The sequence below is a fragment of the Herminiimonas fonticola genome (genome assembly GCF_040395855.1).
Lineage (GTDB): Bacteria > Pseudomonadota > Gammaproteobacteria > Burkholderiales > Burkholderiaceae_D > Oxalicibacterium > Oxalicibacterium fonticola_A.
Window position 1 is genome coordinate 1 of the sequence record NZ_JBEBPO010000144.1, and the last position, 3,722, is coordinate 3,722.

4 protein-coding genes are annotated in these 3,722 nt (G+C 57.8%); 3 read left to right on the plus strand and 1 reads right to left on the minus strand.

The features are described 5' to 3' along the window. Window positions 1–389: Lrp/AsnC family transcriptional regulator (locus tag ABWP27_RS12500; protein WP_353157366.1), on the minus strand; the 389-nt coding region annotated here is incomplete at its 3' end. Between the two features lie 115 nt (window positions 390–504). On the opposite strand from ABWP27_RS12500, the gene rocD reads away from it, so the two are divergent. From rocD to ABWP27_RS12515, 3 genes are all read left to right on the plus strand, one after another. Then, the gene (gene rocD / locus ABWP27_RS12505; protein WP_353157368.1) at window positions 505–1,746 is read left to right on the plus strand and encodes an ornithine--oxo-acid transaminase; all 1,242 of its coding nucleotides are present in this window, start codon (window positions 505–507) and stop codon (window positions 1,744–1,746) included. After that, complete coding sequence (locus ABWP27_RS12510) at window positions 1,743–2,633, plus strand: dimethylarginine dimethylaminohydrolase family protein (RefSeq protein ID WP_353157371.1); 891 nt, start codon at window positions 1,743–1,745, stop codon at window positions 2,631–2,633. The genes rocD and ABWP27_RS12510 overlap by 4 nt, the downstream gene beginning before the upstream one ends. Window positions 2,634–2,778: 145 nt before the next feature. Continuing rightward, window positions 2,779–3,722, plus strand: a 944-nt coding sequence (locus tag ABWP27_RS12515; protein ID WP_353157372.1) for a homocysteine S-methyltransferase family protein, incomplete at its 3' end; no start/stop codon positions are given.

Consider the following 3,722-nt stretch of genomic DNA (forward strand, 5'->3'; position numbering starts at 1 on the left):
ACTTGCATCAGCCTGTCCGTTAAAAAGGACGACAGCGATTTCAAATCGGTGGCGACGACTTTCAGCAGATAGTCGAAGTCGCCGGAGATGGTGTAACACTCCAGAATTTCCGGGAACTGCCGGATCGCCTGTTCCAGTTCGCGCACCTGCTTGAACTGTTCGCGTGCAATATTCAGGTTCACGAAAGCAGTGACGCCGAGCCCGAGCGCTGCGGCATCGACTTGCGCAACATAGCCCCGGATCACACCTTCCTGTTCCAAGCGCTGCACCCGTCTATAGCATTGTGGCGGCGATAAATTGACGCGCTCGGACAATTCCACATTGGAGGCGCGACCCCTGCTTTGCAGGGTTTCCAGCAGGATGCGATCGTAGCGGTCGAATTTCTCCATGAACTCCTCCTTATGCGCACGATTCATTCACTTTATACCTAAAGCATGTTTAATAACGCAGAAATATTTCTTTGCATTGGAATTACCATGTAAGGGTGAATGGGTATCGTTTTCTATGAGGAGCGCTATCGTGAGCAGCCATCGCATCGCATTGGAAGAACGCTACTGTGCGCACAACTATCAGCCTCTGCCTGTCGTGCTGAGCAAGGGCAAGGGCATCTGGCTGTGGGATGAAAACGGCAAGCGCTATATGGACATGATGTCCGCTTATTCTGCCGTCAGCTTTGGCCACAGTCATCCTGCCCTGGTCGCCGCCCTGACGCATCAGGCTGGCCAGCTGGCCGTCACTTCGCGTGCGTTTTATACCGATCAACTGGGCCCGTTCCTGCAACTGCTGTGCGAGATGACAGGCATGCCGCAAGCGCTGCCCATGAATAGCGGCACCGAAGCGGTGGAAACTGCGTTGAAAGCGGCACGCAAATGGGGTTACAAGGTCAAGGGTATTCCCGATCAACAAGCCGAGATCATTGTTTGCCACGGCAATTTTGCCGGGCGCACGACGACGATCGTCGGCTTTTCTTCCGAGGCGCAGTACCGCGATGGCTTCGGGCCGTTTGATGGCGGCTTCGTGACGATACCTTTCGGCGATGCGGCGGCGCTGGAAGCGGCGATCACGCCGCGTACCACGGCATTTCTGGTGGAGCCGATACAGGGCGAAGGCGGCATCATCGTGCCGCCGGATGGCTATCTGGCGCAATGCCGCGAGATCTGTACGCGCCACAATGTCTTGCTGATCTGCGATGAAGTGCAAACCGGATTGGGACGCACCGGACGTTTGCTGGCCTGCGACCATGAGGGAGTCAAGCCGGATGGTTTGATACTGGGCAAGGCTCTGGGCGGTGGTTTGTTGCCGGTCTCGGCATTTCTGGCGCGACGCGACGTGATGGATGTATTCACGCCGGGCGACCACGGCAGTACCTTCGGCGGCAATCCTTTGGCGGCCGCGGTCGGCCATGCTGCACTGTCCTTGCTGCGCGATGGCGAGTTGATTGCAGCGGCACGGCAACGGGGACAACGCCTGCTTGACGGCTTGCATGCGATACGGCATCCGGCGATACGCAGCGTGCGCGGCAAGGGTTTGCTGATCGGGCTGGAACTGGATCCAAAGATTATTTCGGCGCGCAGTTTTTGCGAGCGCCTGATGGAAAACGGCTTGCTGTCGAAAGAGACGCATCACACCGTCGTGCGTTTTGCACCACCGCTGATTATCAGCGCAGCAGAAATCGACGCAGCGCTGCGCATCATCGAACATGTTTTCGCCACTTTGGCCACGCCACACATGGAGGGCTGCACATGATGAACCAGCATCGCGATATCTTCCTGATGTGCGCGCCCGAACATTTTGAAGTGTCTTACATTATCAATCCATGGATGGAGGGGAATGTTGCGCATGGCAATCGCGCAAATGCACAGGGACAGTGGCAGGCGCTGATGCATGCCTTGCAAACGGTGGCGCAAGTCGAGTGCATGCCGTCGGCGGCCGGTGTGCCGGATATGGTATTTACTGCGAATGGCGGCCTGGTGCTGGGTGATCAGGTGGTGTTGTCCGCTTTCCTTCATGTCGAGCGCCAGGCGGAAGAAGCGCACTTTGCCGCATGGTTCGCCGCACGCGGCTTGCGTGTGCTGCATATGCCGCATGCATTGCCGTTCGAGGGTGCCGGCGACGCCTTGCTGGATCGGGCTGCGGACTTGCTGTGGTTCGGTCACGGTCATCGCTCGCATGTCGCTTGCGCTCCCTCGCTTGCCGAATTATTGGATATCGAGGTGCAGGCCGTAAAACTGGCCGATCCGCGCTTCTATCATCTGGATACTTGTTTTTGCCCCTTGCAGGGCGGTTATTTGCTGTACTACCCGGATGCCTTCGATGCTGCGGCACAGGCGCGTATCGCAGCGCGCGTTCCGCTGGAAAAACGCTGCGCCGTGTCGCGCGAAGATGCGCTGCATTTCGCCTGCAATGCAGTCAATAGCGGCGAACACGTGTTCTTGAATCATGCCTCGCCGGCATTGGCCGCGCAGTTGCAGCAGTGGGGTTTTCGTGTGCATCAGCTTGCACTGACGGAATTCATGAAGGCTGGCGGCGCGGCGAAGTGTCTGACGCTGAAAATGAATGAGCCGCGCGGGAAAGCCGGCATGCCGACGCGCTGGTCTGACGACAGCCTGCCCGCAGCCACATCGGCGGTTTAGCCTGGGACCGGCGGTGGCGCCCTCAGAGCAGGGGCTTTCACGTATAATTTCCCCAGCTTTCATGCTTGTTTAGCCCGGCACAGTTTGTGTCCGGGTTTTTATATTTGTACAGCTGAACCGATAACGAACAGATAGAGAATTGATAATGAAACGCGACGCTATTTCTCCGACCGAAACCCTCTTGCGCGACCTGATGGCGCGCCGCATCCTGATTCTGGATGGCGCGATGGGGACGATGATTCAGCAATACAAGCTGACCGAAGAAGATTATCGCGGCACGCGTTTCGCCGACTTCGCGGTGCCGGGCAAGGAAATTTTCGTCAAGGGCAATAACGAATTATTGTCGCTGACCCAGCCGCAGGTGATCAGCGAAATCCACGAAAAATATCTGGCTGCCGGTGCCGATCTGATCGAAAGCAATACCTTCGGCGCCACCACGGTTGCGCAGGACGATTACCACATGGGCCATCTGGCCTATGAAATGAACGTGGCTTCGGCGCGTCTGGCGCGCGCTGCCTGCGACAAGTATTCGACGCCGGACAAGCCGCGCTTCGTGGCTGGCGCGCTTGGCCCCACGCCGAAGACTGCATCGATCTCGCCGGACGTCAACGATCCGGCGGCGCGCAATGTGACCTTCGATCAGTTGGTCGCTTCGTATCTGGAGCAGACGCGGGGCCTGGTGGAAGGCGGCGCCGACGTGCTGCTGGTCGAAACCATTTTCGATACGCTGAACTGCAAGGCGGCCTTGTTTGCGATCGATACCTATTTTGAAGAGTCGGGCCAGCGTTTGCCCATCATGATCTCTGGCACCGTGACCGATGCATCGGGCCGCATTCTGTCCGGTCAAACGGTACCGGCATTCTGGCATTCGATTCGCCATGCCAGACCGCTGACGGTGGGCTTGAACTGCGCACTCGGTGCGGCGCTGATGCGTCCGTACGCGGAAGAATTGTCGAAGATCGCCGATACCTTCGTCTGTATTTATCCGAACGCCGGTTTGCCCAATCCGATGAGCGATACCGGTTTCGACGAGACGCCGGATGTGACCTCCTCCTTGCTGAAGGATTTTGCCGAAAGCGGTTTCGTCAA

Excerpts from the sequence above, each read along its gene's own strand:
- ABWP27_RS12510 (WP_353157371.1), top strand. The coding sequence starts at position 1,743 with ATGATGAACCAGCATCGCGATATCTTCCTGATGTGCGCGCCCGAACAT.
- rocD (WP_353157368.1), top strand. The coding sequence starts at position 505 with ATGAGGAGCGCTATCGTGAGCAGCCATCGCATCGCATTGGAAGAACGC.